At 75.7% G+C, this 26,882-nt stretch carries 32 protein-coding genes and 1 riboswitch; of the genes, 16 read left to right on the top strand and 16 right to left on the bottom strand.

Annotated features, from left to right (window positions below):
* Positions 1-65 precede the first annotated feature (65 nt).
* Entirely contained in the window at positions 66-290 is a 225-nt protein-coding gene (locus JD78_RS17890; RefSeq protein WP_153362545.1) for a hypothetical protein, read from the top strand.
* Positions 291-292: 2 nt separating this feature from the next.
* Here the strand turns inward: JD78_RS17890 and JD78_RS17885 are convergent, their stop codons facing one another.
* A complete protein-coding gene (locus tag JD78_RS17885) occupies positions 293-772 on the bottom strand; it encodes a hypothetical protein (RefSeq protein ID WP_153362546.1) in 480 nt (159 codons plus the stop codon).
* A 73-nt stretch (positions 773-845) separates the two neighbouring features.
* On the opposite strand from JD78_RS17885, the gene JD78_RS17880 reads away from it, so the two are divergent.
* A complete protein-coding gene (locus JD78_RS17880; protein ID WP_153362547.1) occupies positions 846-1,499 on the top strand; it encodes a DUF5701 family protein in 654 nt (217 codons plus the stop codon).
* 8 nt (positions 1,500-1,507) lie between these two features.
* Complete coding sequence (locus tag JD78_RS17875) at positions 1,508-2,287, top strand: SDR family NAD(P)-dependent oxidoreductase (RefSeq protein ID WP_166521275.1); 780 nt, start codon at positions 1,508-1,510, stop codon at positions 2,285-2,287.
* Positions 2,288-2,398: 111 nt separating this feature from the next.
* Here the strand turns inward: JD78_RS17875 and fabG are convergent, their stop codons facing one another.
* The 5 genes from fabG to JD78_RS17850 all read right to left on the bottom strand — a co-directional run bounded on the left by fabG (position 2,399) and on the right by JD78_RS17850 (position 6,675).
* Positions 2,399-3,154, bottom strand: coding sequence for a 3-oxoacyl-ACP reductase FabG (fabG, locus tag JD78_RS17870; protein ID WP_166521274.1), 756 nt, complete (start codon positions 3,152-3,154; stop codon positions 2,399-2,401).
* A gap of 56 nt (positions 3,155-3,210) precedes the next feature.
* Positions 3,211-4,614 carry a DUF6297 family protein gene (locus JD78_RS17865; RefSeq protein WP_166521273.1) on the bottom strand — a complete coding sequence of 468 codons (1,404 nt, stop codon included), beginning with the start codon at positions 4,612-4,614 and terminating at the stop codon, positions 3,211-3,213.
* A gap of 153 nt (positions 4,615-4,767) precedes the next feature.
* Positions 4,768-5,457: an ABC transporter ATP-binding protein gene (locus JD78_RS17860; RefSeq protein ID WP_153362591.1), complete on the bottom strand. Its 690-nt coding sequence runs from the start codon at positions 5,455-5,457 to the stop codon at positions 4,768-4,770.
* Entirely contained in the window at positions 5,450-6,082 is a 633-nt protein-coding gene (locus tag JD78_RS17855; RefSeq protein WP_153362592.1) for a TenA family protein, read from the bottom strand. Before JD78_RS17855 ends, JD78_RS17860 begins: the two co-directional genes overlap by 8 nt.
* Positions 6,079-6,675, bottom strand: a complete 597-nt coding sequence (locus tag JD78_RS17850; protein WP_208104141.1) for a TenA family protein — start codon at positions 6,673-6,675, stop codon at positions 6,079-6,081. Before JD78_RS17850 ends, JD78_RS17855 begins: the two co-directional genes overlap by 4 nt.
* A gap of 109 nt (positions 6,676-6,784) precedes the next feature.
* A riboswitch (TPP riboswitch) is annotated at positions 6,785-6,896 on the top strand.
* On the opposite strand from JD78_RS17850, the gene JD78_RS17845 reads away from it, so the two are divergent.
* The 9 genes from JD78_RS17845 to JD78_RS17805 all read left to right on the top strand — a co-directional run bounded on the left by JD78_RS17845 (position 6,890) and on the right by JD78_RS17805 (position 13,855).
* A complete protein-coding gene (locus JD78_RS17845) occupies positions 6,890-8,224 on the top strand; it encodes a purine-cytosine permease family protein (RefSeq protein ID WP_153362373.1) in 1,335 nt (444 codons plus the stop codon). Its footprint overlaps the riboswitch before it by 7 nt.
* 11 nt (positions 8,225-8,235) lie before the next feature.
* Positions 8,236-8,853, top strand: coding sequence for a thiamine phosphate synthase (gene thiE, locus JD78_RS17840; RefSeq protein ID WP_153362374.1), 618 nt, complete (start codon positions 8,236-8,238; stop codon positions 8,851-8,853).
* Positions 8,854-8,864: 11 nt separating this feature from the next.
* Positions 8,865-9,983 carry a glycine oxidase ThiO gene (gene thiO, locus JD78_RS17835; RefSeq protein ID WP_153362375.1) on the top strand — a complete coding sequence of 373 codons (1,119 nt, stop codon included), beginning with the start codon at positions 8,865-8,867 and terminating at the stop codon, positions 9,981-9,983.
* Positions 9,980-10,183 carry a sulfur carrier protein ThiS gene (gene thiS, locus JD78_RS17830; RefSeq protein WP_228395430.1) on the top strand — a complete coding sequence of 68 codons (204 nt, stop codon included), beginning with the start codon at positions 9,980-9,982 and terminating at the stop codon, positions 10,181-10,183. The genes thiO and thiS overlap by 4 nt, the downstream gene beginning before the upstream one ends.
* A 2-nt stretch (positions 10,184-10,185) precedes the next feature.
* The gene (locus tag JD78_RS17825; protein WP_279526849.1) at positions 10,186-11,001 is read left to right on the top strand and encodes a thiazole synthase; all 816 of its coding nucleotides are present in this window, start codon (positions 10,186-10,188) and stop codon (positions 10,999-11,001) included.
* Positions 10,998-11,567, top strand: coding sequence for a thiamine phosphate synthase (locus JD78_RS17820; RefSeq protein ID WP_166521271.1), 570 nt, complete (start codon positions 10,998-11,000; stop codon positions 11,565-11,567). The genes JD78_RS17825 and JD78_RS17820 overlap by 4 nt, the downstream gene beginning before the upstream one ends.
* Positions 11,568-11,706: 139 nt before the next feature.
* The gene (locus JD78_RS17815) at positions 11,707-12,036 is read left to right on the top strand and encodes a DMT family transporter (protein WP_228395431.1); all 330 of its coding nucleotides are present in this window, start codon (positions 11,707-11,709) and stop codon (positions 12,034-12,036) included.
* A gap of 217 nt (positions 12,037-12,253) precedes the next feature.
* Positions 12,254-12,694 (top strand): ATP-binding protein, encoded by a 441-nt coding sequence (locus tag JD78_RS17810; RefSeq protein ID WP_153362376.1) that lies wholly within the window; start codon positions 12,254-12,256, stop codon positions 12,692-12,694.
* A gap of 51 nt (positions 12,695-12,745) precedes the next feature.
* A complete protein-coding gene (locus JD78_RS17805) occupies positions 12,746-13,855 on the top strand; it encodes an FUSC family protein (protein WP_153362377.1) in 1,110 nt (369 codons plus the stop codon).
* Positions 13,856-13,858: 3 nt separating this feature from the next.
* On the opposite strand, the gene JD78_RS17800 is transcribed toward JD78_RS17805, so the two are convergent.
* Positions 13,859-15,688 (bottom strand): gamma-glutamyltransferase family protein, encoded by a 1,830-nt coding sequence (locus tag JD78_RS17800; protein WP_166521270.1) that lies wholly within the window; start codon positions 15,686-15,688, stop codon positions 13,859-13,861.
* A 280-nt stretch (positions 15,689-15,968) separates the two neighbouring features.
* Positions 15,969-16,679, bottom strand: a complete 711-nt coding sequence (locus tag JD78_RS17795; RefSeq protein ID WP_166521269.1) for a hypothetical protein — start codon at positions 16,677-16,679, stop codon at positions 15,969-15,971.
* A 293-nt stretch (positions 16,680-16,972) separates the two neighbouring features.
* Here JD78_RS17795 and JD78_RS17790 point away from each other — a divergent pair, with 293 nt between their 5' ends.
* Positions 16,973-17,911 (top strand): nucleoside hydrolase, encoded by a 939-nt coding sequence (locus JD78_RS17790; protein WP_166521268.1) that lies wholly within the window; start codon positions 16,973-16,975, stop codon positions 17,909-17,911.
* A 21-nt stretch (positions 17,912-17,932) separates the two neighbouring features.
* On the opposite strand, the gene JD78_RS17785 is transcribed toward JD78_RS17790, so the two are convergent.
* The 4 genes from JD78_RS17785 to JD78_RS17770 are packed head-to-tail and all read right to left on the bottom strand — an operon-like array spanning position 17,933 to position 21,588.
* On the bottom strand, positions 17,933-18,916 hold the full coding sequence (locus tag JD78_RS17785) for a glycine betaine ABC transporter substrate-binding protein (RefSeq protein ID WP_166521267.1): 984 nt from the start codon (positions 18,914-18,916) through the stop codon (positions 17,933-17,935).
* Positions 18,916-19,755 (bottom strand): ABC transporter permease, encoded by an 840-nt coding sequence (locus JD78_RS17780; protein ID WP_153362458.1) that lies wholly within the window; start codon positions 19,753-19,755, stop codon positions 18,916-18,918. Before JD78_RS17780 ends, JD78_RS17785 begins: the two co-directional genes overlap by 1 nt.
* Positions 19,752-20,933 carry an ABC transporter ATP-binding protein gene (locus JD78_RS17775; RefSeq protein ID WP_166521266.1) on the bottom strand — a complete coding sequence of 394 codons (1,182 nt, stop codon included), beginning with the start codon at positions 20,931-20,933 and terminating at the stop codon, positions 19,752-19,754. The genes JD78_RS17780 and JD78_RS17775 overlap by 4 nt, the downstream gene beginning before the upstream one ends.
* Positions 20,926-21,588 (bottom strand): ABC transporter permease, encoded by a 663-nt coding sequence (locus JD78_RS17770; RefSeq protein ID WP_166521265.1) that lies wholly within the window; start codon positions 21,586-21,588, stop codon positions 20,926-20,928. Before JD78_RS17770 ends, JD78_RS17775 begins: the two co-directional genes overlap by 8 nt.
* A 330-nt stretch (positions 21,589-21,918) precedes the next feature.
* On the opposite strand from JD78_RS17770, the gene JD78_RS17765 reads away from it, so the two are divergent.
* From JD78_RS17765 to JD78_RS17755, 3 genes are all read left to right on the top strand, one after another.
* A complete protein-coding gene (locus JD78_RS17765; RefSeq protein WP_208104140.1) occupies positions 21,919-22,248 on the top strand; it encodes an STAS domain-containing protein in 330 nt (109 codons plus the stop codon).
* A gap of 78 nt (positions 22,249-22,326) precedes the next feature.
* A complete protein-coding gene (locus JD78_RS17760; RefSeq protein WP_153362456.1) occupies positions 22,327-22,812 on the top strand; it encodes an ATP-binding protein in 486 nt (161 codons plus the stop codon).
* Positions 22,813-22,895: 83 nt separating this feature from the next.
* Positions 22,896-23,243, top strand: a complete 348-nt coding sequence (locus JD78_RS17755) for a PRC-barrel domain-containing protein (protein ID WP_153362455.1) — start codon at positions 22,896-22,898, stop codon at positions 23,241-23,243.
* A gap of 18 nt (positions 23,244-23,261) precedes the next feature.
* On the opposite strand, the gene JD78_RS17750 is transcribed toward JD78_RS17755, so the two are convergent.
* The 4 genes from JD78_RS17750 to JD78_RS17735 form a co-directional block, all read right to left on the bottom strand.
* Positions 23,262-23,627 (bottom strand): hypothetical protein, encoded by a 366-nt coding sequence (locus JD78_RS17750; protein WP_153362454.1) that lies wholly within the window; start codon positions 23,625-23,627, stop codon positions 23,262-23,264.
* 47 nt (positions 23,628-23,674) lie between these two features.
* Positions 23,675-24,352, bottom strand: coding sequence for a nucleotidyltransferase domain-containing protein (locus JD78_RS17745; protein WP_153362453.1), 678 nt, complete (start codon positions 24,350-24,352; stop codon positions 23,675-23,677).
* Positions 24,353-24,468: 116 nt separating this feature from the next.
* Entirely contained in the window at positions 24,469-25,158 is a 690-nt protein-coding gene (locus tag JD78_RS17740) for an NYN domain-containing protein (protein ID WP_243731079.1), read from the bottom strand.
* An 80-nt stretch (positions 25,159-25,238) separates the two neighbouring features.
* Entirely contained in the window at positions 25,239-26,876 is a 1,638-nt protein-coding gene (locus JD78_RS17735) for an acyl-CoA dehydrogenase family protein (protein ID WP_166521263.1), read from the bottom strand.
* Positions 26,877-26,882 lie beyond the last annotated feature (6 nt).

Below are 26,882 nucleotides of genomic sequence, written 5' to 3'. Positions count from 1 at the left end.
ACACTCTCGGTCCAGACCTCGCGCCGTAGACCGGACCCGATCGTCCGGATGTGCCACGATGCGCCATGGGCGTCTTCTGGCTGGTCATGGGGCTCGTGCTGGCCGGGCTGCTGCTGGTGGCCTGGCTGATGGACCGGGCCGGCCGGCGCCGCGGCGCGCGGATCAGCTCCGGCGCCGACGTCGCCTGGCAGGCGCGGGAGAGCCGGCGGGACGCCGAGATCCTGGGCAACCCGTACAACCAGGACGTCAGCTGGAGCAGCTGGAGCCGGCGCAACCACCCGAAGCGCTGAGGTCAGCCGGCCTCGCCCACCTCGGCGAAGAGCGGGAACGCACTGGTGACCCCGGCCGCGGCGACCACGGCGGCCGGGTCGCCCGCGTCCGGCGCGACCAGCACCTCGACGCCGTCGGCTTCCGGACGCGCAATGGCCGCCTGGACGACGGGGGCGTGCTCGGCCGCGATCCGCGCCGCCTCGGCCCGCAGGTCACCGGGGCGGAACTCGGTCGGGACGACGGTGACCGTCAGCCCCTCACCCGCGGAGTCGACCACCCGCTGGACGGCGGCCGGCACCTCGCCGAACCAGCGGACCACCAGCCGGGTGCGGTCCAGGCTCAGCCCCGGTGTCCCGGCGTCCGGTGAGTCGCCCGCGGCCGCGGACAGCCGCTCCAGCAGGTCGTAGACCTCGGCGCGGGTGCCCGGGTACATCACGAACTCGCCGTGCCCGACCCCCGGGGACGGCGGGGCGGACCGGCGGGGCTGCTGCTTGCGGGCCATGCCGCGATCATCCCGGAACCGCACGGGGCCGGCGCTCGTTGCCCCCGGACCCCCGCTCGTCCCAGGAGGTCCCGTGCTGCCCCTGCCCTCCCTCCCCGACCAGGCCGCCCGGCTGATCGCCCTCGGCGTGCCCGAGCTCACCGGCCTGTCCGCGGCCGCGCTCACGGCCGCCGCCGACGGCCCCGCCGGCGCCCTGCTCGTCGTCCACCCCGAGCTGCTGCCGCCGTCCCGGCTCGTGCCGCTGGTCCAGCGTGAAGGCCGTCCGGCGTTCGTGGTCGCGGACATGACCGACGTCGACGACTTCACGCCCATCGACGCCGCCGCCGTGCCGGACGCACCGATCCACCTGGTGCACGCCCCCGACCGGGGGGACGAGCTGGCCAACCGGAGCCCGGACGAGGCGCTGCCGGCGATCACCGGGCGGGGCAGCAGCCCGCTCACCCTGACCGAGGGGCTGCACTGGGTGCTGCAGCAGCCCGCGGCGCTGGAACGGAACCGGTGCTTCATGACGATCGGTTCGCGGCTGCGCCGCCCCGACGGCCGCCTGGACACCCGCACCCCGGCGCTGTGGCTGAGCAACGGCACCGGCCGGGACGGGCGAGAACGGCGGCACGCCCCGAAGGTCGGCTGGTGCTGGGCCGGCAACCGGCACACCTGGCTGGGCTTCGCCTCCACCGCGGGCCGGTCGGTCCCGGTGCCGCGCGCCGTCACGACCGCCGCCGGATGATCTGAGCCATGGAGATCGACGGAGCACGGATCTGGGTCACCGGCGCATCGGCCGGCATCGGCGCGGCGCTCGCCCGGGAGCTGGCCGACCGCGGCGCCCGGGTGGCGATCAGCGCCCGCAACGCCGATCAGCTGGCCGAGGTTGCCGGGGGCCGGATGACCGTCGTCCCGGTCGACGTCACCGACCGGGCGGCCACCGTCGCCGCCGGCGCCGCAGTGCGCGCGGCCCTGGGCGGCATCGACGTCGTCGTCGCCAACGCCGGCACCTGGTCGGGGTTCCACGTGGAACCGTGGGAGTCCGACCGCTTCGCCGAGCACCTGCAGATCAACGTGATGGGCGCGGTGCACACCTTCGAGGCCGTCGTCCCGCAGATGCTCGCCGAGGGGCGCGGCCGGCTCGTCGGCGTCGCCTCGCTGGCCGGCTACCGCGGGGTGCCCGGCTCGGAGGCCTACAACGCCGGCAAGGCCGCGCTGATCAGCCTGCTGGAGAGCCTGCGCGGGTCGCTCGCCCCGCGCGGCGTCGTCGTCCAGACGGTCAACCCCGGGTTCGTCACCACCCGGATGACCGAACGGAACCGGTTCCCGATGCCGTTCAAGGTCGAGGCCGACGACGCCGCGCGGACCATCGCCGACGGCATCGCCCGGGACAGGGCCGAGATCGCCTTCCCGCTGCCGATGGCGGTGCTGATGAAGGCGGCCCGGCTGGTGCCCACCCGCGCCTGGACGTCGTTGACCGCCGCGATGGCCCGCCGCGGCCTCGACGGCGGTCCGGGCCGCCGCGCGGGGTGAGCCCCCCGGGTTTGATCAGGTGCCCTGATCGAAAGGCGTCCCCCTGCACGAACGTTGGTGCAGGGGGACGCCCGGTGATCAGGGAACCTGATCGAAACCCCACGGGCGGCGTCAGTCCTTGGGGCCACCGGCGACGTAGATGACCTGGCCGGAGACGAAGCCCGCCCCCTCGCTGACCAGGAACGCGGCGGTGTGCGCGATGTCCTCGGGCTGGCCGACGCGCTGCACCGGGATCTGCTTCGCCGCGCCCGCCTTGAAGTCCTCGAACGGCACCCCGATCCGCTCGGCCGTCTGCGCGGTCATCTCGGTCTCGATGAACCCGGGCGCGATCGCGTTCGCGGTGACGTTGTAGCGGCCCAGCTCGAGCGCGAGGGTCTTGGTGAGCCCCTGCATGCCGGCCTTGGCGGCCGAGTAGTTGACCTGCCCGCGGTTGCCCAGCGCCGAGACGCTGGAGAGGTTCACGATCCGGCCCCACTGAGCCTCGACCATGTGCTTCTGCGCCGCGCGGCTCATCAGGAACGCCCCGCGCAGGTGCACGCCGAGCACCGCGTCCCAGTCGCCGACGCTCATCTTGAACAGCAGGTTGTCCCGGGTGATCCCGGCGTTGTTCACCAGCACGGTCGGGGCGCCCAGCTCGGCGGCCACCCGGTCGACCGCAGCGGTGACCGAGTCCTCGTCGGCGACGTTCGCGCCGACGGCGAGCGCCCGGCCCCCGGCGGAGGTGATCGCCTCCACCGTGCCGGCGCAGGCGCCCTCGTCCAGGTCGAGCACGGCCACCGCCATGCCGTCCGCCGCGAACCGTGTCGCGATGGCCGCGCCGATCCCGCGCGCCGCTCCGGTGATGATCGCCGTCCGCTGCTCTGCCACTGCATCTCCTCGTCGAGTCGGGTGGTGTTCCTCCTGTGCATACACCCGGGTGGCCGTCAGTCGCGCGGGCGGGCGGTGCCGACGGCGAGCGCGCCGACCGCCAGCGCCCAGGCCAGCTGAGCCGGCACCCACAGCGCCGACGGCGTGCCGACCAGCAGCGCGAGGCCGAACGGCACCGTGCCGACGACGCCCAGGTCGAGCCCGCGCACCAGCGTCTGCCCCACCCCGGTGGGCACCGCGCCCATCGGTGTGGCCACCACCGGCCCCGACCAGTCCAGCTCCGGCCGGTACCCGCCGCGCACCGCGGCACCGGCCCACGCCGGGGCGACGGCGACGCCCAGCCCGGCCCACACCGCCGTCGCCCCGGTGCCCTGGCCGATCAGCGCGCCGGACACCCCGCACACCCCGACGAGCACCACCAGCGGCACCACCACCCGCAGCCGGACGACGACGTCGGCCGAGAGCGGCAGCACCCGGTCCAGCGCCGGGGAGGCCTGCGCGCGCCGGCTGGGCTCGCCCAGCGCCACCGCCGCCAGCGCCCACCCCAGCACGGCGGCCACGGCGACCAACGCGGGCAGGTCGCCCAGTCCGGACGTGCGGGCGGCCAGCACCGGCAGCGCCGCGCCCACCGCCAGCTGCCCCCAGCGCCACGGCGAGCGGGTGAGCACCGCGAGGTCGGCGGCGAGCACAGCGGTCGGGGCACCGGACACCCGCCGCCACCGGCGCGCGCGCCGGGGTGGCCGCGGGGAGCTGGCCAGCGCCCGGCCCAGCTCGCGGGTGTCCATGGAGAACGTCGAGGCGGTCGCGTACTGCACGATCTCCCCGCGGGCCCGCAGGTCACCGGCGCGCAGCCGGTCCAGCCGGCGGTCCGCGGCGACCACCGCGAGCACGGCCAGCACGGCGGCGACGACGGCGGCTCCCACCAGCGGCGTCCCGGCCGGCTGCACCGCCCACCCGGTGACCGGCGCCGCGTCGACGGCGGCCAGCACCGCCCCGGTCAGCGCGGCGCCCACCACGGCGACGCACGCCAGCGCACCCGCCACGGTCGGCAGCCGGTGTCCGCGCCCGGCCGCCTGGAGCACCACCAGCAGCCCGGCACCGGCGGCGGTGAGCAGGGCGGCGGTCGCCACCCCGACCAGCACGTCCACCGCCGCGGGGGTGACCGGCACGGCGAGCAGCACCGGGACGACGACCAGCGCGGCCGCCGTCGCCGACACCAGCACCACCCGGACCAGCTCGCCGCGCAGCAGCCCGCGCCGGTCGGCGGGCAGCGGCAGCCACCACGCGGCCGCCGCCGGGGTCGCGCTCACCGGGCCGAGCCGGGCCAGCACCCAGGCCAGCCCGGCGACCACCAGCACCGCGGCGACCAGCGAGGTGACCGCACCGGGCAGCACCGCCGTCCCGGTCGCCGGCCGGGCGGCGATCTGCTCCCGCAGGCTGGAGACGGTGCCGCCGACCACCGCCACGAGGATGCCGAGGGAGGTCAGCCAGCCGACGACGTCGCCGACGAGGGTGACCCAGCTGGTGTCGGCCCGCGCGGCGGTCGCCCGGCGGGTGACCCGGCGGACGGCGGCCCCGCTCAGCGCGGGCCCCTCCGCGACGACGGTCAGTGCTCAGCCCTCGGAGAGCGCGGCGACGGCGTCGTCCGGGGAGACCAGCGGGCAGTCGGCGTCGTCGACGACCAGCACGGCGTCGGCCAGCGTCCGGAGGAACTCCGGGTCGTGGCTGGCGAAGACCACCGTGACCCCGGCCTCGACCTCGGCGGCCAGCCGGGCGGCCAGGTGGCGGCGCATACCGGTGTCCAGCCGCCGCTCGGGCTCGTCGAGCACCAGCATCCGGGCCGGCCGGACGAGCGCCGCGGCCAGTGCGAGCCGCCGCCGCTGACCGGAGGAGACCGCCGAGGGCAGCGCCTCGGCCCGCCCGGCCAGCCCGAATGCCTCGACCTCCCGGGCGACGACGGCCTCGGCCTCGGCCACCCCGTGCCCGCGGGCGGCCAGCAGCAGGTGCTCCACGCCGGTCAGCGCCGGGAAGAACGCGTCCTCGTCGAGCACGGTCGCCACCTCGGCGCGGAAGGTCGCCGAGCGCTCGTCGACCGGCTGCCCGGCGTAGCGCACCGTCCCGCCGAGCGCGGGGAGGAGCCCGACCAGGGTCTGCAGCACCGTCGACTTGCCCGCCCCGTTCGGCCCGACCAGGCCCAGCGCGGTGCCCGGCGCCACCGCCACGCTCACCGGCGCGCAGACCGGCTCCCCGGTGGCGTAGCCGACCAGCAGGTCGTGCGCCTCGAGGAGGACCGGGTCAGGCACCGGCCCAGGCCGCGTCGAAGAAGCCGACCTCCAGCTGCATCGCCCGCGAGTAGGCGGACCGCACGGCGGCGAGCCGTTGGTCGGACGTGTCGGCGCACAGCTGGTCGAGCAGCCGCTCCAGGCGGGCGGCCAGCTCCTCGAACTCGGGGGCGGCGTAGGTGTCCACCCACTCCCGGTACGGCCCGGCTGCCCGGCCGGCCAGCTGCTGGCCCAGGTGGGCGTACAGCCGCATGCACGGGGTCATCGCCGCGCAGGTCAGCGCGGCGTCGCCCCGGCCGGCGGCGTCGAGCAGGAAGCCGGTGTAGGCCGTCGTCGCCGGTAGCGGCTGGACGTCGGCGAGGTCGATCCCCCACTGCTGCGCGTAGCCGGTGTGCAGCCGCAGCTCCTCCTGCACGCCCGCCCGCAGGTCGGTGAACACCGCCCGCAGCCCGTCGTCGCCGCTGCTCTCCGCGCCCAGCCGGTAGGCCCGGGCGAAGGCGTCGAGGAAGAACGCGTCCTGGGCGACGTACCCGGCGAACCGCTCCCGGGGCAGCGTGCCGTCGGCGATGCCCTGCACGAACGGGTGCGCCAGCGCGGCCGCGACGAGGTCGGCGTCGGCGGCCCACAGGTCGCTGGAGACGCTCACGCGGCGCCCATCGCCATGTCCCAGAAGACGATCTCCGCCGCGACCACCTCGGCGAAGACGGCGTCCGGGTCGGCGGGCGGGAACGCGTCGGCGGCCGCGGCGAGCCCGGCCACGTACCCGGCGAAGCCCGGCACGGTCCAGTGCTCGACGAACTCCCGGTACTGCGGCGCCCCGGGCAGCGCGCCCGACCAGGCGTCCAGGTAGGTGCGCTCGATCGTCCACAGCGCGGTGAGCCCGGTCGGGACGTCGGCGTCGTCCAACCGGGCCAGCAGCTCGGCGTACCCGGTGGTGGCCGGCAGCGCGGGCGCGGCGAGGTCCAGGCCGCGGGCGGCGGCCAGCTGCTCGAACCAGGCCAGCTCCTCGACCAGCGCGACCAGGCCACCGGCCAGCACCGCCTGCGCCGGCCGGGGCGCCCGGGCCAGCAGCCGGGCCTGGAAGCGCAGCAGGTCGGCGACGAACCGGGCGTCCTGCACCAGCCAGGTGTCGAACGCCGCGACCGGCACGGTGCCCTCGCGCACCCCGGTCAGGAACGGGTGGGCGGTGGCTTCCCGCCAGGCGTCGGGGGATCGGGAGAGGAGCTCGTCGACCGGCACGGCCGGGACTCTAGCCAGGCCGGTCCGCCGCAGCCGGGTTCCGGACGTCGCGGTTCCCCGGCGGTGGGCCGCCGTCCGCCGGTGGCCTACTGTGTCGGGCGTCATGGCCGATGCCATGTGCGGGAGCTCGGGCGGAACCGGGCTGAGAGGGCGACCGAGCGTCGCCGACCGCTGGAACCTGACCGGGTAATGCCGGCGTAGGGAGCGACACCTGATGAGCACCCCCACCCGTCCGTCCCCCGTGGCCGCGGACGCCCCCCTCACCCTCACCGAGGCGCCCCCACGCACCCTCGGCCTGCGCGACTCGCTGGGCCTGTGGGGCAACCTCGGGATCAGCCTGCTGCTGCCGGTCGCCGCGGTCTACGTGGTCATGCCCGGCCGCTCGCTGTGGGTGACCATCGGCGCCATCGTCGTCGGCGCCGTCATCGGCGCGGCGCTGCTGGGCGCCACCGCCGCGGCCGGCGCCCGCGAGCAGGTGCCGGCGATGGTGCTGCTGCGCGGCCTGCTCGGCCGGCACAGCTCCTACCTGCCGACGGCGCTGAACCTCGTGCAGTGCGTCGGCTGGGCCACCTTCGAGATCGTGATCATCGCCGAGGCCGCCTCCCGGGTGCTCGACGCCCCGCGCTGGCCCTTCGTCCTCGGCGCCGGGGTGCTGGCCACCGCGATGGCGCTGCGGCCGCTCGGCGTCGTCCGGGTGCTGGCCCGCTACGCGGTGTGGGCGGCGCTGGCCGCGCTGGTCTACCTGTACGTGCAGGTGCTGCGCGAGCCGCTGCCCGAGCTCACCGAGGGCAGCGCCAGCTCCTTCTGGACCGCCGCGGACATCGTGATCGCGCTCCCGGTCTCCTGGATCCCGCTGGCCGCCGACTACAGCCGGCACGTGCGCAGCAGCCGGGCCGCCGGCGTCGGCGCGAGCGTCGGGTACGGCGTCGCCACGGTCGTGATGTTCACCCTCGGTGTGCTGGCGCTGGCCGCCTACGGCAGCGCCGGGCTGGACGTCATCGACGCGCTGCTGGTCGTGCCGCTGGGCGCGCTGGCGGTGCTGCTGCTGGTGGTCGTCGAGCTGGACGAGGCGTTCGCCAACCTCTACTCCACCGCGGTGTCGGCGCAGAACGTCGTCGCGCGGGCCGACCGGCGGGTGCTCGTGCTGGTCGTCGGCGCGGTGGCCACCCTGCTGGCGCTGACGTTCGACATCGCCGCCTACGAGCCGTTCCTCTTCCTGATCGGCGCGGTGTTCGTGCCGCTGGCCGGGGTGTTCCTGGTGGCCTACTGGCTGCTGCCCCGCGGCACCTGGGACACGTCCGACACCGCGCCGGCCCGGCTGGAGCTGCTGCTGCCCTGGGTGGCCGGCTTCGTCGCCTACCAGCTCACCCTGCCCACGTACTTCGCCGGCCCGGGCGCCGGCTGGACGTCGTGGTGGACCGAGCGGCAGACCGACCTGGGCATCGACCCGGCGAACGGCTGGTCGGCGTCGCTGGTCAGCCTGGCGGTGGCGGTGCTGCTCACCCTGGTGGTGCGGGCCCCGGCGCTGGTGCGGGGGCGCCGGTCGTGACCCTGCCGGTCATGCCCATGGGGCGGCTGCACGTGCTCACCGACGCCCGCGGCGGGGCGGCGGCGCTGGCCGCGGTCGAGGCCGCGGTCGACGCCGGGGCACCGGTGGTGCAGGTGCGCGCCAAGGGCGGCACCGACCGGGAGCTGCACGACTTCGCCGCCGCGGTGGTGGCGATCTGCGCCCCCGCCGGGGCGACCTGCCTGGTCAACGACCGGGTCGACGTCGCCCTGGCCGTCGGCGCCGACGGCACCCACCTGGGCGCCGGTGACCTGCCGCTGGCCGCCGCCCGCCGGGTCGCCGGCCCCGCGCACCTGCTCGGCGGCACCTGCCGCGACCCGGAGCTGGCGCGGCAGCTGGTCGCCGAGGGCGCCGACTACCTCGGCGTCGGCCCCGCCTGGCCGACCACCACGAAGACCGGGCTGCCCGACGCGCTGGGCCCGTCGGGCATCGCCGCGGTCGCCGCCGCCGTCGACGTCCCGGTGATCGCGATCGGCGGGGTGACCGCCGCGCGGGTGCCCGCGCTGCTGGCCGCCGGTGCGGCCGGGGTCGCCGTCGTGGGCGCCGTCTCCGCCGCCGCCGACCCGGCCGCCGCCACCCGCGAGCTGCTCGCCGCCCTGGAGCGGGGGTGACTGGAGCGGGGATGACCACCGACGTCGTCGTCGCCGGGGGCGGGCTGATCGGCCTGTCGGTGGCCTGGCGGGCCGCCCAGCGCGGGCTGTCGGTCACCGTCGTCGACGACGCACCCGGGGCGGGCGCCTCCACCGCGGCCGCCGGGATGCTCGCCCCGGTCACCGAGGCCTCCTACGGCGAGGAGGCGCTGCTCCGGCTGTCCGTGGCGTCGCTGCAGCGCTACCCGGCCTTCGTCGCCGAGCTCGAGCAGGTCACCGGCCTGCAGGTGGAGCTGCGCACCACCGGGACGCTGGCCGTCGGGTTCGACGCCGACGACGTCCGCCAGCTCGACGAGCTGCACGCCTTCCAGACCGAGCTCGGGCTGGCCGCCGAACGGCTCACCCCCCGGGAGACCCGCCGCCGGGAACCCGCGCTCACCCCGCGGGTCCGCGGCGGGCTGGCCGTCGCCGGGGACCACTCCGTGGACGGGCGCGCGCTGCACGCCGCCCTGCTGGCCGCCTGCACCGGCACCGGGGTGAGGCTGGTGCGCGATCGCGCGGCCGAGCTGACGGTGACCGCGGGCCGGGCCACCGGGGTGTGGCTGGCGGGGGGCGACGCGCTGCCCGCCGACGTCGTCGTCCTGGCGCTGGGTGCGCACAGCGACAGCCTCCCCGGGGTGCCCCCGCTGCCGGTGCGCCCGGTGAAGGGCCAGATCCTGCGCCTGGCCGGCGCGGCCGGGCTGCTCACCGGCACGGTGCGCGCCCTGGTCCGCGGCCGGCACGTCTACCTGGTGCCCTGGGGCACGGACGGGCTCATCGTCGGGGCCACCGTCGAGGACCTCGGCTTCGACGCCCGGGTGACCGCCGGCGGCGTGCACGAGCTGCTGCACGACGCGATCGACGTCGTGCCGGAGGTGGCCGAGCTGGAACTCACCGAGACGCTGGCCCGCTGGCGGCCGGGCACCGCCGACAACGCGCCCCTGCTGGGCCCCTCCTCCCTGCCCGGGCTGGTGCTCGCCACCGGCCACCACCGCAACGGGGCCCTGCTCACCCCGGTGACCGGCGAGGCGATCGCCGAGCAGCTGACCACGGGGCAGCTGCCGGCGATCGCCGAGCCCTTCACCACCGACCGGTTCGGGAGGACCGCGTGATCACCCTCTCCGTCAACGGCGCCCCCGCCGAGCTGCCCGACGGCACCACCGTCGCCGATCTGGTCGCCCAGCGCGCCGCCGGCCACGACCGGGTGGCGGTGGCCCGCAACGGCGACGTCGTCCCGCGCAGCAGCTGGCCGGCGACCCCCCTGACCAGCGGCGACACCGTCGAGGTGCTCGCCCCGACCGCCGGAGGCTGAGCGTGGGCACGACCGAGGACCTGGGTGCGGCGCTGGCCGCCGAGGAGGCCGGCGACACCTTCACCCTCGCCGGGGAGACCTTCCGCTCCCGGCTGCTGCTGGGCACCGGCGGCGTGCCCAGCCTCGAGGTGCTCGAACGCGCCATCCGGGCCTCGGGCACCCAGCTGGTCACGATCGCGCTGCGCCGGGTGGAAGCCTCGGCCAGCGGCGCGATGCTGCAGGTGCTCGAGCGCTGCGGCGTCCGGCTGCTGCCCAACACCGCCGGCTGCTTCACCGCCCGCGAGGCGGTGCTCACCGCGAAGCTGGCCCGTGAGGCGTTCGGCACCGACTGGGTGAAGCTGGAGGTGATCGGCGACGAGCACACCCTGCTGCCCGACGCCGTCGAGCTGCTCGACGCCGCGGAGCAGCTGGTCGCCGACGGCTTCTCGGTGCTGGCCTACACCACCGACGACCCCGTCCTCGGCCGCCGGCTGGCCGACGCCGGCTGCGCCGCGGTGATGCCGCTGGGCTCACCGATCGGCAGCGGGCTGGGCATCCGCAACCCGCACAACATCGCGCTGCTGCGCGAGGCGGTCGACGTGCCGGTGGTGCTCGACGCCGGCATCGGCACCGCCTCCGACGCCGCGCTGGCGATGGAGCTGGGCTGCGACGCGGTGCTGCTGGCCTCCGCGGTCACCCGGGCCCGCGACCCGGAGCGGATGGCGCTGGCCATGCGCCAGGGCGTCGAAGGGGGCCGGCTCGCCCGGCTGGCCGGCCGGATCCCCCGCCGCTGGCACGCGGAGGCCTCGACCCCGATGGCCGGCCTGCCCGAGCTGTGACCCCGCTCCCCCGGCTGCTGGTGCTCACCGACCGGGACCAGTGCGCCGGCCCGCTGGTGGGCGCCGTCGCCACCGCGGTCGAGGCCGGCGCCCGGGCGGTCGTGCTGCGGGAGAAGGACCTGCCCGCCCCCGAGCGGGACCGGCTGGCCGCCGAGCTGGCCGCGCTGCTCGCGCCCGTCGGCGGGCTGCTCGTCGTCGCCGGCCCCGGCCCGGGCGACGCCGTCCACCTGGCGGCGCGGGACCCGTTCCCCGAGCCCCGGCCGGCGCTGGTCGGGCGCTCGTGCCACGACGCGGTCGAGGTGGCGCAGGCGGCCGCCGAGGGCTGCGACTGGGTCTTCGTCTCCCCGGTCCACCCCACGCCGTCCAAGCCCGGGTACGGCCCTCCGCTGGGTCTGCCGGGGCTGGCCCGGCTGGCCGCCGGCGCCCCGCCGGTCTACGCCCTGGGCGGGGTGCGGCCGGACGACGTCGCCGGGTGCCTGGCGGCGGGGGCGCACGGGGTGGCGGTGATGGGCCCGGTGATGCGGGAGCCGGCCGTCGTCGGTGCGTACCTGGCGGCGCTGGGCTGATCAGCGCCTCCCAGCCCCGGGTCAACCCGGTCCGGGCGGGGCTGAGCCGCGTGCGCACGCGGCTCAACCCCTGCTCATGCGAGTTGACCCGCACGGGAAGGGGGCCCAGATGAGTGGGCGGCCGGCGCGGGGAGGATCGGTGCCCGTGGCCTACCTGATGCTCGCCTGCGCCATCGCCAGCGAGGTGGCGGCGACGTCGCTGCTCCCTCGCACCGCCGGGTTCACCGTGCCGGTGCCCACGGTGGCCGTGCTGGCCGGGTACGCGGTGTCCTTCGTCCTGCTGGCCAAGGTGGTGCAGACCGTGCCGGTGGCCGTCGCCTACGCCATCTGGTCGGGGGCGGGCACCGCCGCGGTCGCCGCGATCGGCGCGACGTTCCTCGGCCAGTCGCTGTCGGGGTGGCAGGTGATGGGGCTGGTGCTGGTGGTCGTCGGGGTGGTGCTGCTCAACCTCGGTGGCAGCCTGCACTGACACGGGTGCGGCAGGTGTGACCACGGAACGTGTCCGCCCGACGGCGCCGGCGCCCGCCGTCGACCGGGTGCCCTGACGTCGTCCGGGACCGGATCGGGCGCGACCCACCACCACGATGAGATGTGCTTCACATCGACTGGATGTTTGGGCGGCGCTCACCGAGCCAAGACAGTAGGTCGCCGTCGAGCAGCCGACGGACGTAGTGCGAGGAGACCGAGTGAGCGGCGAGCCGGCGCGCCTGGCGTGGCCCTCGTCGCCACCCCCACCGGCCGTCGACGGCTGGTCGTGGGAGCTCACCACGGTCGCCGAGCTGCCCCGGGTGCGGGCCGAACTCCGCCGCGGGCTGGCCGCCCGGTCGAACGGGGACGAGCACGCCGAGGAGCTCGACGAGGCCGTCGTCCTCGCCTTCGACGAGATGGCCTCCAACGCGCTGCGGCACGGCGGCGGCGGGGTGCGCGCCCGGGTGCAGCAGACCCCGGGCGCCTGGCTGATCGAGGTGCGCGACTCCGCGGCCACCCGCCCGCCACAGCCGGCCGTCGGCCGCGACCCCAGTCAGGGCGGCCTGGGGCTCTACCTCATCGCCGAGATGGCCGACGACCACGGCTGGTACCTGGCCGACGGCCAGAAGAGCGTCTGGGCCCTGCTCCCCCGCTGCTGACCCGGCAGGTCCCCCGGTTCACGGCGGTGCGCGCGGGGCAAGGGGACGAGGGTGGAACTCCCCAGCCGTCCCCGGCCCGGCTGGCTCACCCGTACCTGGGCCCGGCACCCGCGGGTCGGCCTGGCGCTCAAGGCCGCCGTCGCCGCGGCCATCGCCTGGGCGCTGGTGCAACTGCTGCCCGGTCCGGCCGCCGACTACCCCTACTACGCACCCCTGGGTGCGCTGCTGGCCACCACGACGAGCCTGGCCGGCTCCGCCCGCGAGTCCGCGCAGACCGTCGGCGCGGTCGCCCTGGGGGCCGCGATCGGACTGCTCGCCGACCTGGTCGACGCCCCGAACCTGGTCGGCATCCCGGTCGTCATCGGGGTGGGGGTGCTGCTGTCGGGCTGGCGGCGGCTGGGCAGCGTCCGGAGCTGGGTGCCGACCGCGGCGCTGTTCGTGCTCATCTTCGGCAACCGCGACCCGATCAACTACGTCGCCGGGTACGTCGGGCTGATCATGTTCGGTGCGCTGATCGGCATCGCGGTCACCGCGCTGCTGCCCCAGCTGCCGCTCGCGCCGGCGCAGGAGCAGCTCGCCCGGTTGCGCGACGTGCTGGCCGACCAGCTCGACGACCTCGCCGACGGGTTGTCCGGTGAGCTGCCGCCGACCCGGGACGAGTGGGCGACGCGCACGCACACCATCGACCCGGTGCTCGCCCAGATGCGCGCGGCGGTGCAGGAGTCCGACGACGCCCGCCGGGGCAACCTGCGCGCCCGCCGCCACCAGCAGGACGCGGAACGCCAGTACACGCAGGCGCGGGCGCTGGAACGGCTGACGCTGCTGGTGGAGGAGCTGACCCAGCTGCTGGCCGAGACCGAGCGGGCCGACCAGGACCAGGTGTCGCTCGGCCCCGCGCTGCGCCCCCCGGCGTGCGAGGCGCTGACCGCGCTGGCCGCCGTGCTGCGGTCTGTTGACCAGGACGCCGTCGCCGACCCGGACACCACCCGGGCGGCCTACGACGCGCTGCACCAGCTGGCCGCCGGCCTGCGCGCCGCCCGGCGGAACACCGACGAGGACCTCTTCGCCGCCAGCAGCGTGGTGGTCGCCATCCGCCGGGCGCTGGCCGCCGTCGTGCCGCGCGAGCTGGCCGAGCAGGAGGCCCGGCAGCAGGGCGCCTGACCGTCAGCGGCCGACCGCGTACCCCTGCATGCCACGCGGGTTGGCCGCGGCCTTGAGCACGCCGGTCTCGTGGTCGATCGAGACCGCCGAGAGCCGGCCCAGCGACCACGGGTCGGTGACGGTGACCGCGTGCCCGCGCCGGCGCAGCTCGGCGAGCACGCCGTCGCCGATCCGGGACTCGACCACGAGCTCGCCGGGCACCATCTCCCGCGGGAAGAACGACGACGGGAAGCTGGTGGTGTGCCAGGCCGGCGCGTCGATGGCCGCCTGCAGGTCGAGCCCGCCGTGCACGTGGGCCAGCCAGAAGCACAGCTGCCACTGCTCCTGCTGGTCACCGCCCGGGGTGCCGAAGGCCAGCGTCGGCACACCGCCGCGCATCGCCAGCGACGGGGTGAGGGTGGTCCGGGGGCGCTTGCCGGGCACCAGCGAGTTGGGCAGGCCCGGCTCCAGCCAGAACATCTGCGCCCGGGTGCCCAGCGGGAAGCCCAGCGAGGGGATGACCGGTGAGCTCTGCAGCCAGCCACCGGAGGGGGTGGCCGACACGATGTTGCCCCAGCGGTCGACGACGTCGACGTGGCAGGTGTCGCCGCGGGTGGTGCCGCGGGTGTCGACGGTGGGCTCCCCGACCCCGGCGGTGGTGCCGGCCGACGGCCGCTCCCCGGGGGAGGTGTCGGTGACGAAGCGGGGCAGCCGCGGCGGGCGCCCACCGGGGGAGCCGGGCCTCAGCTCGGTGCTGGCCCGGTCGCCGATGAGCGCCCGCCGTTCGCTGGTGTAGGCGGCCGACAGCAGGTCGTCCACCGGCACGCTCTCCTCGTCGCCGTACCAGGCCTCGCGGTCGGCCATCGCCAGCTTCGTCGCCTCGACGCTGGCATGCACCACCTCGGCGGTGTCAGCGTCGTCGGGGACGGAGGCGGACCGGGTCGCGGTCCCTGCCGGGAGGACGCCGTCCAGCATCGCGAGCGCCTGGAGCAGCGCCGGGCCCTGGGACCACGGCCCGGCCTTCGCGAGCGTCCACCCGCGCCAGTCGAGGGTGACCGGCGGCTCGTACGTCGGCTGCCAGCTGGCCAGGTCCTGCCCGGTGAGGAAGCCGCGGTGTGCACGACCGGAGTCGTCCATGACCGGGGACCGGGAGAACTCGTCGATCGCCTCGGCGACGAACCCCGTGTACCAGGACGCCAGTGCCGCGTCGATCTGCGCCTCTCGGGAGGGTCCGCGCGCTGCGTCGAGCAGTCGGCGGTAGGTCGAGGCGAGGACCGGGTTGCGGAACAGGCGGCCGGCGGTGGGGGGTGCTCCGTCGGGGGCGAGCCAGGTGGCGGCCGAGGTCGGCCAGTGCGTGGTGAAGTGCTCGGAGACCGAGGCGACGGTCGCGGCGACCCGCGGGACGAGCGGGTGGCCGTGCTCGGCGTACTCGATGGCGAAGCGGAGGACGGCGTCCAGCGGCAGGGTGCCGTGGTCGCGCAGGAGCGTGAGCCAGGCGCCGATGGCGCCGGGCACGGTGGCGGCCAGCAGACCCGTCCCGGGCACGAGCCCGAGTCCGAGGTCGGCGAACGCCTGGGTGGTCGCCGCGGCCGGGGCTACGCCCTGGCCGGAGAGGACCGTGGGGACCCCCGCGCCTCCGGCTGCCCGCGGGCTCCGGGCGAAGAGGATCGGGACCTCGCCCCCCGGGCCGTTGAGGTGCGGCTCGACCACCTGCAGGGTGAGACCCGCAGCGACCGCGGCATCGAACGCGTTCCCACCGGCCTCGAGGGTCGCCATGCCCGCGGCGCTGGCGAGCCAGTGCGTCGAGGCGACCATGCCGAAGGTGCCGGCGAGCTCCGGCCGCGTGGTGAACACCCCGTGAGCCTAAGGAGGCGCGACCGGGTCGCGCTGCGTGGCGGCGCCGACGGGCTGCGCGGTGCCTCCCGGTCCGGCGTCGGCTCGTCCTCCTCCGGCGCGCGGTGCCGCCAGTCGGCGGGCAGCGCCGGGGACTGCTCGGCGGTGACCACCAGCGGTCGGGCCAGCGGCGGCTGCGGCCGGTTCCACGCCAGGTGCGCACCGTGCGCACCGCTGCCCCAGCCGGCGGCGGCGTGGGCCACGCCGCGCACCCGGGCCGCCAGGGCGCGGAGGGGTGCGGTCACCCGGCGAGGCGGTGCGGCCAGCCGCACCGGGCTGGTGAGCAGGTCGGCGCCGAAGTCGGTGGCGAAGGCGATCGCCGCCTCGAGCTCGGGGTCGACCCGGGTCGCGCGCTGCGGGACGACCGCGGGGCAGGTGCAGGCCGCTCGGCGGCCGGCTGCGGCACCGGGCGGACGGCGCCCTCGGTGAGCCGGTAGACCCGCTGCGGCGGCCGGTTCCAGGCCAGGTGCGCGCCGTCCGGTCCGGCACCCCACCGGCTGGCCCGCTCCACCAGCGCCCGGGGGCGGCTGAGCAACCCACGGCGCACCGGGAAGGGCACCGACTGCTCCGCGGTGGCGCAGGTGGCGTCGTCGGTGGAGGTGGCGCGGAGGCCGAGGACACCGACCGCGAGGCCCACGGCCAGCCCGGCCGCCAGGTCGCTCATGCCGTACTCGTCCGGTGCCGGGGACGCCGACTCGGGGAGCGCGTCCAGGTCGACCCGACGGCGCAGCTGGTCCGGGCGGCGGGCCGGGTGCCCGGTCGGGAGCGGTGCCCGGCGCGCGTCGGCCTCCCGCCGGGCGACGGTGCGCCGGGGGGCGGGGACGTCGGCGAGCGCCTGCCGCACCTCGGCCTCCCGCCGGGCGGCCGTCGTCCGGCCGTCGGTGCGGGCGGGGGCCGGCGCCACGGCCGGGGCGGCCGGACGGCCCGTCCCGACCCGCTGAGCGTCGTCCATGTCGTCCTCCGTGACGTAGTCGCCGCGGCCGGGGAAGGGGCCGCGGACAAGGAGAAAGGTAAGGACGACGACGCTCCGGGACCGGCTCCCGGGACGCTCCGGTCCGACCGCGTGACCGAACCGTTGCGGGCTGCCCGCGAACCGGCCGGTCACCGCCCCGGAGAGCGACCACATGTCGACAGCCCAGCAGGAAACCGCAGGTCAGCTCAGCGATGTGACGCGTGAGGCGGACGGTGACCTCGGTGGCGCACGCGCCGGCCCGGCGTGTCGGGTGCGTCTGGTGGGATGGACGGGTGACCGACCGCACCCCCCTGGTGATCGACACCGACCCCGGCATCGACGACGCGCTGGCCCTGCTGCTCGCGCTGGCCAGCCCGGAGGTCGACCTCCGGCTGGTCACCACCGTGCACGGCAACGTGGACCTGACGCAGACCACGGAGAACGCGCTGCGGGTGCTCCACCTGGCCGGCCGGTCCGACGTCCCGGTCGCCGCCGGGGCCCGCAGCCCGCTGGTGGTGCCGGTGCCGCGGCGGGCCGGCCACGTGCACGGGGCGGCCGGGCTGGGCGGGGTGGAGCTGCCGCCCTCGCCCGCGGCGGTCGACCCGCGCCCGGCGGTCGTCGCGCTGGCCGAGCTGCTGATGAGCAGCGAGCAGCCGGTCACGGTGGCCGCGATCGGGCCGTGGACCAACATCGCACTGCTGCTGGCCGTGTACCCCGACGCCGCCGCCCGGATCGGCCGGCTGGTGCTGATGGGCGGCTCGGCGACCCGGGGCGGGAACGTCACCGCCGCCGCCGAGTTCAACGTCTGGGCCGACCCGGAGGCGGCCGCGGTCGTGCTGGGCGCCGGGCTGCCCACCGTGCTGGTCGGGCTGGACGTCACGCTGCCCACGGTGCTGGGCGAGGCCGGCATCGCCCGGTTCGCCGCCGCGGGTCCGGTGGGGGCGCAGGCCGCGGCGATCCTGCGCCAGTACCTGGACCACGCCCGGGACGCCTACGGCACCGACGGGGTGGTGGTGCACGACGCGCTCGCGCTCACCGAGGCGATCGCCCCGGGCACCCTGACGACGGTGCGCCGGGACGTCGTCGTCGACACCGGTCCCGGCGCGGGGCGCGGGCAGACGCTGGTCGACCGGCGGGCCCCGTCGTCGTCCCCCTCGGCGGTCCAGGTGGCCGAGGGGGTCGACAGCGCGGCGGCGGTGGAGTTCCTGGTCAGCCGGCTGGCCGGCGGCTGACCAGGGGCACGTCCACGCCGATCACTGCCGCTCGACGAGGCCCTCGGACACCAGCCAGTCCAGCGCCACCTCCGCCGGCTCCTCGCCGCCCACGTCGACCCGGCCGTTGAGCTCGATGAGCACCTCGTCGGTGAGCACCGGGGTGATCTCGGCGAAGACGTCGGCGATCTCCGGGTACTCGTCCAGCGTGCCGGTCAGCACCTCGGGGGCGATGTTGTAGGCCGGGAAGTACCCCCGGTCGTCCTCCAGCACGGTGAGGTCCAGCGAGGCGATCCGGCCGTCGGTGGTGAAGACCTCGCCGAAGTTGCAGCGGTCGCCGTTGTCGGTGGCGGTGTAGACCGCACCGGTGTCCAGGATGCTGACGTTGTCCCGCGGCACGCCGTCCGGCTCGCCCAGCGGGATGCCGTAGGCCTCCAGCATCGGCTCGAAACCGTCGACCCGGGTGGCGAACTCGGACTCCACGCAGAAGGTGCGCTCCTCGACCGGCAGCTCGGCGATGTCGGAGAGGGTGGCGACGCCGCCGAGCTCCTCGACGGCCTCGCTGCGCACCGCGAAGGCGTAGGTGTTGTTCGCCTCCGCCGGCGGGAGCCAGGTGATCCCGTTCTCCGCGTCGGCGTCCCGGACCGCCTCGTACTGCTCCTGCTGGTCCGGGATGCCCTCCTCCATGCCGAGGTAGTTGACCCAGGCCGTACCGGTGTACTCGAACTGCATGTCGGTCTCACCGTTGATCATCGCCGCCCGCGCCGGGGCCGCGCCGGGGATGCCGCTGCGGTCGGTGACGTCGAAGCCCGCGGCCCCCAGCGCGATCGCCGCGATCTTGCCGAGGATCAGCTGCTCGGTGAACGCTTTGGCGCCCACGGTGATCGGCGCCCCGTCGACCCCGTCGATCGCCTGGATCGCGGCGGGGTCGGCGGGCGGCACGTAGCCGTTGGCGCTCTCCAGCCCGCAGCCGGCGAGCAGGGCCGTGGTGGCCAGCGCGCCGGCCAGCTTGGTCGGGGTGCGCATCAGAGTCCCTTCGGGCGCGCGACGTGCTCGACGACGCGGCCGATCCAGTCGATGGCCAGCGCGAGCAGGGCGACCAGCACCGCACCGCTGATCAACAGCGAGTTCAGCTGCAGCGTGATCCCGGTGTTGATCAGCACGCCCAGCCCGCCGCCGGCGATGAAGGTGGCCAGCGTGGCGGTGCCGACGAGCAGCACCAGCGCGGTCCGGACGCCGGAGAGCATCACCGGCACGGCCAGCGGCAGCTCGACCCGGAACAGCACCGCGGTGCCGCTCATGCCCATGCCCCGGCCGGCCTCGACCAGCCGGGCGTCGACCCCCTGGAGGCCGACCATGGTGTTGCGCAGCACCGGCAGCGCCGAGTACAGCACCAGCGCGATGACCGTCGTCCAGAAGCCGAAGCCCAGCCAGAAGGCCAGCAGCACGAACAGCCCGATCGCCGGGGCGGCCTGGCCCACGTTGGCCACCCCGATCACGATCGGGGTGGCGCGGCGCAGCGCCGGCCGGGTCAGCGCGATGCCGAGCGGGACGGCGATGACCAGCACGATCGCGGCGGCGACGACGGTCAGCAGGAGGTGCCGGGCGATGCTGTCCCACAGCGCGGTGGTGCCCAGCTGCACGCGCTCGGTGTCGCTGAGTTCGGCGGTGGCCCGCCACACGACGAACGCGATCACGCCCAGGACGACCAGCACCGGCTGCAGGAGCAACGCGCGCCAGCCGCCGCGGGCGCGCTCCGGCGCCGCGGCGTCCCGCTCGTCGCGGGACGCGCTCTGCTCCGCCTCGGGACGGCGCAGCGGGTCCGGGCGCTCGCCGGTGTCCGGCGCGCCGGTGGCGGTGCTCATCCGGCCACCTCGCTCCGGGCCCGCTGGATCGCGGCCATGATCGTCTCGATCGAGACGATGCCGGCCAGGCCGTCGCGGCGGCCGAGCACGACCGCACCGCCCTGGCTGGCCGCGAGCATGGTGTCCAGCGCGTCGTTCAGCGTGGAGCCCAGGCCGACCACCGGCAGCTTCTCGTCGACCGTCGCCGGGATCTGCTGCATCCGGCTGACCTCGGCGGTCGTCGGCCAGCTGATCGGCCGGCCGCGGCGGTCCAGCACCACGAGGTACTCGTCGCCGGCCGCGCGGGCGCGGGCCAGCGCCTCGGCGGCGTCGTCCCCGACCGAGGCCGTGGTCACCGGGCGCAGCTCCAGGCTGTTCACCCGGGTCAGGGTGAGCTGCTTGAGCGTGGCCCCGGCGCCGATGAAGTCGGCGACGTACTCCTCGGCCGGGTCGGCCAGGATCGCCTCGGGGGTGTCGTACTGGACCACCCGTGCGCCGACGTCGAACACGACGATCTTGTCGCCGAGCTTGACCGCCTCGTCGAAGTCGTGGGTGACGAACACGATCGTCTTGCCCAGCTCCTCCTGGATCCGCAGCAGCTCGTCCTGCAGGCGCTGGCGGGTGATCGGGTCGACGGCGCCGAACGGCTCGTCCATCAGCAGCACCGGCGGGTCGGCAGCCAGCGCCCGGGCCACGCCGACCCGCTGCTGCTGCCCGCCGGAGAGCTCCTTCGGGTACCGGTCGCGGTAGACCTCCGGGTCGAGGCCGACGAGGTCCAGCAGCTCGTCGATGCGGGCGGTGACCCGCTCCTTGTCCCAGCCCAGCATCCGCGGCACCATGCCGACGTTCGTGCCGACCGTCATGTGCGGGAACAGCCCGCCGGCCTGGATGACGTAGCCGATCCGGCGGCGCAGCTGGTCGGGGTCCTGCCGGGTGACGTCCTCGTCACCGAGGTGGATGGTGCCGCCGGTCGGCTCGATCAGCCGGTTGAGCATCTTCAACAGCGTGGTCTTCCCGCAGCCGGACGGGCCGACGAACATGACCGTCTCCCCGGCCGGGATCTCCAGCGAGACCTCGTCCACGGCCGGCCGGTCCTGGCCGGGGTAGCGCTTGGTGACCCCGTCCAGCCGGATCGAGACGCCGCTGACCTGGCGCGCGGGTGTGGTCGGGTCGTTCGTGGGTGTCGTGGTCTCAGACACGGATCCCCCTCGGGGTGGTCAGGCGGCCCAGCAGCAGGAGCAACAGGTCGAGGACGAGCGCCAGGACGACGATGGCGATCGTCCCGGTGAGCGCGGCGTTCAGGGAGTTCGCGCCGCCCAGCCGGGCGAGGCCGGTGAAGATGAAGCCACCCAGCCCGGGGCCGAGCACGTAGGCGGCGATGGCGGCGATGCCCATCACCATCTGGGTGGAGACCCGGACCCCGGCGAGGATCACCGGCCAGGCCAGCGGGATCTCCACCCGCGCCAGGGTGGCGAGCCGGCTCATGCCCATGCCCCGGGCCGACTCGATCAGGGCGGCGTCCACCCCGGCCAGGCCGACGACGGCGTTGCGCAGCACCGGCAGGGCGGCGTAGAAGGTCACCGCGATCACCGCCGGGGTGACGCCGAAGCCGAACGGCGCGAGCAGGATGCCCAGCAGGGCGAACGCGGGGATGGTCAGGCCGATCGCGGACAGCCCGTTCGCGGCGCCGGTCGCCCGCGGGCTGCGGTACACCAGCACGGCCAGCGCGAGGGCGATGAGCGAGCCGAGCAGCACGCACTGCACCACCAGGCTCACGTGCTGGAAGGCCTGGAACGCGATCTGGCCACGCCGGTCGAGGACGTAGTCCCAGGCGTCGAGAACGAAGTCCCACATCCGGTCGATCTCCTCTCCGTCGGCGTCGCGCCCGTCTCCGGGGCGCTGACCACGGGAAATGGCCGTCGACCAGCGTCACACACGGTGGCCGGGAGTGCGAGTCGTGGATCATGACGATGCTGTGACGCCGGGCGGGCCGTCACCCGCTGCCCCCATCGGGGGACCGCACCCCGGCGCGGGATGGCCGGACCGTGTGCGCGGGCACACGATCGGTGCGGTACACACACGGCACGCGCTGCGCCGGTCGAACGGACCGCGGAGCGGTACGCGGTCGTGGTCGGAGGAGGGGTCATCAAGACGGTCAGGTCGGCTGCCGAGGCGCCGTTCGAGGTGACCCTCACGGAGGGTCCCGGACCCGGCCAGGTCGTGGCCCGGGTGTGCGGGGAGCTCGACGCCGCCAGCAACCCGCTGCTGCAGCAGACCCTGCTGCGTGCACTGCGCCGCGCCGAGCGGCTGCTCACCATCGACCTGTCCGGGGTGACGTTCTTCGGGTCCGCGGGGGTCACCGCCCTGGTCTGGGTCAGCCAGCACCGGGAGGCGGCGGGCAAGCACGTCACCGTCGTCGCGACCAGCCGCGTCGTCACCGGCCCGCTGGAGCTGACCGGCCTGCTGGAGCGACTCGACGTCGAGGGCATGCCGGGGTCTCCCCCACCCGGCTGAGCACCCCCGCCGTGCGCTGCAGAGCGTGATCGGCCACCATGGACCCGGTCAACTACCCGGCCGGCGAGAGGACTCGACGTGAGCGGACTGGTGTGGCCGTCGGCCCCGGTCCCGACCGAGGACGGCGACGTCTGGCGGTGGGAGCTGCCGACGGTGCACGACGCGTCGCGGGTGCGGATGGACCTGCGGGCCCGGCTCGCCCACCCCTCACTGGCCGCCCGGTCGACGGAGGACGCGCGGGAGGGCCTGCTGCTCGTCTTCGAGGAGCTGTCGTCGAACGCGCTCCGGCACGGTGGCGGCGCCGTCCAGGCGCAGATCGTGGCGATGCCCACCGGCTGGCTGATCCGGCTGACCGACGGCTCCCCCGATGCCCCGCCGCGCCCGGCGATCGACCGCGATCCCGCCTTCGGCGGCATGGGGCTGCCGATGGTGGCCCAGCTGTCGGTCGACTACGGCTGGTGCAGCGAGCCCGGCCGCAAGCACGTCTGGGCCCGGCTGCCCTCCGGGCTGGCCGCAGCCGCCGCGGTGCCGCGGCCGCGCAGCTCCTCCGGCCCCGCGGCCTGACGCCCCCCGCCTCACCCAGCGCGGTTGGCGCCGCCCCGGCCCGGGCAGGGAGCAGCCACTGCCCCCGAACCGAGGAGGTCCCCGTGTTCCCCGCTGAGAACATCCGCGACTGGCGCACCCTGAACGTCGTCGACCCCGACGGCCACAAGATCGGCACGCTCGAGTCGGTGTACGTCGACACCACTACCGACCAGCCGTTCTTCGCCGCGGTGATGACCGGGATGATCGGCCGCCGGCAGCTGACGTTCGTACCGCTCACCGGGGCCACGGTCAGCCCGGAGCACATCCGGGTCACCGTGCCCAAGGACCTCGCCAAGGACGCGCCGTCCATCGACACCGACGGCGAACTGGCGGCCGAGCAGGAGCCGGCGGTGTTCGAGCACTACTCGCTGCCCTACACCTCCGGCGTCCGCCGGCTCGCCCGCCGCTGAAGCGGGAGGGCTGCCCGTTCAGCGGGCTCGCGCGGCCTTGGCTGCAGCGATCAGACCATGGGCTCGCCGGACGGCGGCGACCGCATCCTCCCGCTTGACCAGGTTCGTCCCGTAGTGCGCCTGGTCCTTGACGTCCAGGAGTCTCGTCAAGGCAGCAACGGGACCCGGGTCGTCAGGGGTGGCCTGTCGGAGCAGCTCGATCGCCTGCCGATGGTCCTCCCCGCGGGAACGCCGGCCCAACGTCACGCCGCACAGGGCGTCCGCCGCAGCAATGCCGGCGATCACTGCGACCGCTGCGGCGGCACTGTTGGCCGAGCTGTGCTCCCTCTCCTCCAGGAGCACGTCAGCGGCGACCATCAGCGCGTCGGCGCGGTTGAGCAGCACGGACGCCTGCGCAGAGGTCAGCGGGCTGGTCCGTCCCCCTCGAGTGCTCACTCGCCCGTGCCACCGTCAGGGGTCGATGCCGCAGCGTGAGCCGACCCCTGCCATGTCAGCGGTCCGGCGAGGACCACCAGGTCGTCGCGCCACTCGTGGACGATCGGCTCGTCCGACCGCACGACCTCATCGAACGCCCGCGTGGACATCTCGAGGACGTGCGCGCGGTTGCCGGTCATCGACCAGATCTGTTCGCGCAGGTCGTCCACCTGCGCGGTCCATCGGTTCCCGACCGGGTTCGGCGCACCGCCCACCTCGTCCGCGACGTGCTCCGGCCGGACGACGAGGAGGTCGATGTCACTCTCGGTGTTCCCGTCTCCCCGGGCTGCCGACCCGTAGAGGCCGACGAGAACGGGTGCCACCTCCCAACTGGTGATCAGCATGGTCATGCGGTCGACGAGACGCTGGCGCATGTCCACGAGGGCTTGCACTGCGGGCCAGGCGAGATGGTGACGATTGGCCACGTAGAGCAGCGACGGACCCGCTTCGCTGACGGAGACGAGCCCGTGACCGGCCAACCGGGCGAGCACCTTGCGGACGCCGTTGTCGCTGCCCACTCCGGCGAGCCGGTGGACCTCCAGCCCGGACAACGGCCGGGTGGTGGAGGCCAGGACACGGAGCACCGGCCCGTCGAGGGACGGGACGACTGCACGGTAAGGCGCGCTGAGATCCACCTGGTCTCCCGAACTGGAGTTGGCATCTACGAACTCAGGTATGAGTATGCGAACTTCAGTTCGTTGAAGCAAGAACCTCCAGCCGAAGTGCTCGCGGCGTCAGCCCCTGCGGTTCGTCAGACCCGGCGGGCGAGGAAGGAGCCGGCGGCCTCGCGCAGGTCCTTGGTCGGCCGCAGCCACGCGCCGTCGACGGGCAGGGCGTCCAGCCGCACGCGGTCCAGCGGCGCGGCGAACGCGCCGGGCACGTCCTCGATGTCGATGAACTGCAGCAGCTCGGAGCTGATCGCGTAGCCGGCGACCTCGCTGAACGCGACGACGACGACCTCGGTGCCGGCGCGGGCCAGGTCCTCCAAGGGTTCGGCGAAGTTGCGCCCGTCGCCGGAGAAGACCACCAGCCGGCGCAGCTGGTGGGACTCGGTGCGCACGCTGATGTGGTCGAGCATCGACTGGTCGATGTCGTCGTCGGCCTGCAGCTTGGGGCGGGCGAACACCGCGTAGCCGAAGCTGCGCAGCGCCTCCACCCAGCGCTGCAGGGTGACGGCGTGCTGCGGCGGCACGTTGGCGAAGACGCAGGCCTCGACCTCCGGCGGCTGCGCGGCCGTCGGGTCGTCGGCGCCGTCGACGAACCAGGCGGCGATCGCGTCGAACCGGGGCCGGGACGCCGCGGTGGGCCGGGCGCCGATCACCGTCGCCAGGGTCATGTCGATGTTCGGGGCGTCCCAGACCAGCAGGTCCAGCGCGGGACGGTCGTCGCCCGCGGGGAACCGGTCGGCCGGCTCGGTCAGCGTCGCTGCGTCTGCGGTCACAGGGGCAGTGTGCCGAACCGCGGCCGGGGACGGCGCACCCGCCGGGGCGGTGGCCCGTCGGCGGCGCCGCATCCCGCCGGTCACGCCGGCACCACGGCGGCGCGCTCGACCAGGGCCCGCACCGGTGTACCCGCAGGCAGGGTGCCGAGCACGCCGCCCCAGTCGCCGCCCAGCCGGGTGGCGCAGAAGGCGTCGGCGACGTCCGCCGGGGCGAACCGCAGCAGCAGCGACGCCTGCAGGCACAGCGCGAGCCGGCCGGCGATCCGCCGGGCGCGCAGCGGCAGCTGGTCGGGGTCGGCCAGCTCGGCGGCCAGCGCGCGCAGCGCGGCGTCGTACCGGGCGTCCGCGCCGCGGGCCAGGTCGAGCTCGGCGGTGACCGCGGCGAGCGCGGCCGACCCGGCGCCCAGCGCGCGCAGCACGTCGAGGGCGATGACGTTGCCCGACCCTTCCCAGATGCTGTTCAGCGGCGCCTGCCGGTAGAGCCGCGGCATCCCCGACTCCTCGACGTAGCCGTTGCCGCCCAGCACCTCCAGCGCCTCGGCCACCGCGGCCGGGGTGCGCTTGCAGACCCAGAACTTCGCGACAGCGCCGGCGAGGCGGAGGAAGTCGCGGTCCCCGGCGTCCTGCGCCGCGGCCAGCCGGACGCCGAGGGAGGTGGCCGCCTCGCTCTCCAGCGCCAGGTCGGCCAGCACGTTCTGCATCAGCGGCTGGTCGGCCAGCAGGGCGCCGAACGCCGACCGGTGCCGGGTGTGGTGCACCGCCTGGGTCAGCGCCGCCCGGGTGGTCGCCGCCGAGCCGAGCACGCAGTCCAGCCGGGTGGTGGCGACCATCTCGATGATGGTCGGCACGCCGCGGCCCGGTTCCCCGACCAGCCAGGCCGCTGTGCCGGCGAACTCGACCTCGCTGGAGGCGTTGGACCGGTCACCGAGCTTGTCCTTGAGCCGCTGCAGCCGGAACACGTTGCGCTCGCCGCCGGGGAGCACCCGGGGGGCGAGGAAGCAGGACACGCCCTCGTCGAGCTGGGCGAGCACCAGGAACAGGTCGCTCATCGGCGCGGAGGTGAACCACTTGTGCCCGGTCAGCGACCAGCTGCCGTCGCCGTTCGCGGTGGCCCGGGTGGTGTTCGCCCGGACGTCGGAGCCGCCTTGCTTCTCGGTCATCCCCATCCCGGCGACCAGGCCGGGCTTGGTGGTCGGGTCGGTGAGCCCGAACCGGTAGCTGCGGCTGGTGAGGCCCGGCTCGAAGGTCGCGGCGAGCTCGGGGGCCGCGCGCAGCGCCGGGACGGCGGCGTAGGTCATCGTCACCGGGCAGCCGTGACCGGCCTCGACCTGGGTCCAGCCCAGGTAGCCGACGGCCCGCCGGACGTGCGCGTGCGGCGCCGGATCGGCCCACGGGGCACCGGCCAGGCCGTGCCGGATCGCCGCGCCCATCAGCTCGTGCCAGGCCGGGTGGAACTCGACCTCGTCGACCCGGTGGCCGTACCGGTCGTGGGTGCGCAGCCGGGGTGGGTGCTCGTCGGCCTGCCGGGCCCACTCCTGGGCCTGCGCGCTGCCGGCCAGGGCCCCCAGGTCGGCCAGCGAGGCCAGGGTGGCGGCGCCGGCGTGCCGGAGGCAGGCCTCGGCGAGGGCGGCGTCGCCGGCGATCGGGTCGTGCCCGACCAGCGGCGGCACCTGGTTGGTCACCTCGTGCGTCGTCGTCACCCCGGGCACAGCGCGCATGCCGGC

Source organism: Modestobacter roseus (genome assembly GCF_007994135.1).
Classification (GTDB): domain Bacteria; phylum Actinomycetota; class Actinomycetes; order Mycobacteriales; family Geodermatophilaceae; genus Modestobacter; species Modestobacter roseus.
The sequence above is the reverse complement of the archived record's forward strand: the minus strand, read 5'-3'. Positions and strand labels throughout refer to the sequence as shown.